The organism is Rhodoplanes roseus, assembly GCF_003258865.1.
Lineage (GTDB): Bacteria > Pseudomonadota > Alphaproteobacteria > Rhizobiales > Xanthobacteraceae > Rhodoplanes > Rhodoplanes roseus.
Genome location: NZ_NPEX01000840.1, coordinates 1 through 268, shown reverse-complemented (window position 1 = coordinate 268; position 268 = coordinate 1). Strand labels below are relative to the sequence as shown.

General features: G+C 60.1%; 1 protein-coding gene. It reads right to left on the bottom strand.

Annotated elements, in window-relative coordinates; all coding sequences use genetic code 11:
- Positions 1-15: 15 nt before the first annotated feature.
- Positions 16-268 (bottom strand): SIR2 family protein (locus tag CH341_RS32650; RefSeq protein ID WP_210208735.1); only part of this gene is annotated, 253 nt, incomplete at its 5' end.

Genomic DNA, 268 nt, shown 5'->3' with positions numbered 1-268 from the left:
AGGAAAAGAAGAGGCTCAGGCGAGCTCTGCGAGGCGTTCGGCAAATTTTGCCGGGGAAACGGCAAGCGGCGTGATCGCTTCCGTTTCAAAGAAGCGCAGCTCGTTGCGCGTGAGCCCTTCGGGCTCCACCAGCGCAAAATAAGGCCCCTTGGAGCGCTTCATGATCTGGCGGGCATAGAGCCGGAGCATCTGGTCGTCGAAGCGACAGCCGATGAACAGAAACCCGCAATTCGTCCGTCGCGCACGTACGATCTCAGGGATCGGCGTC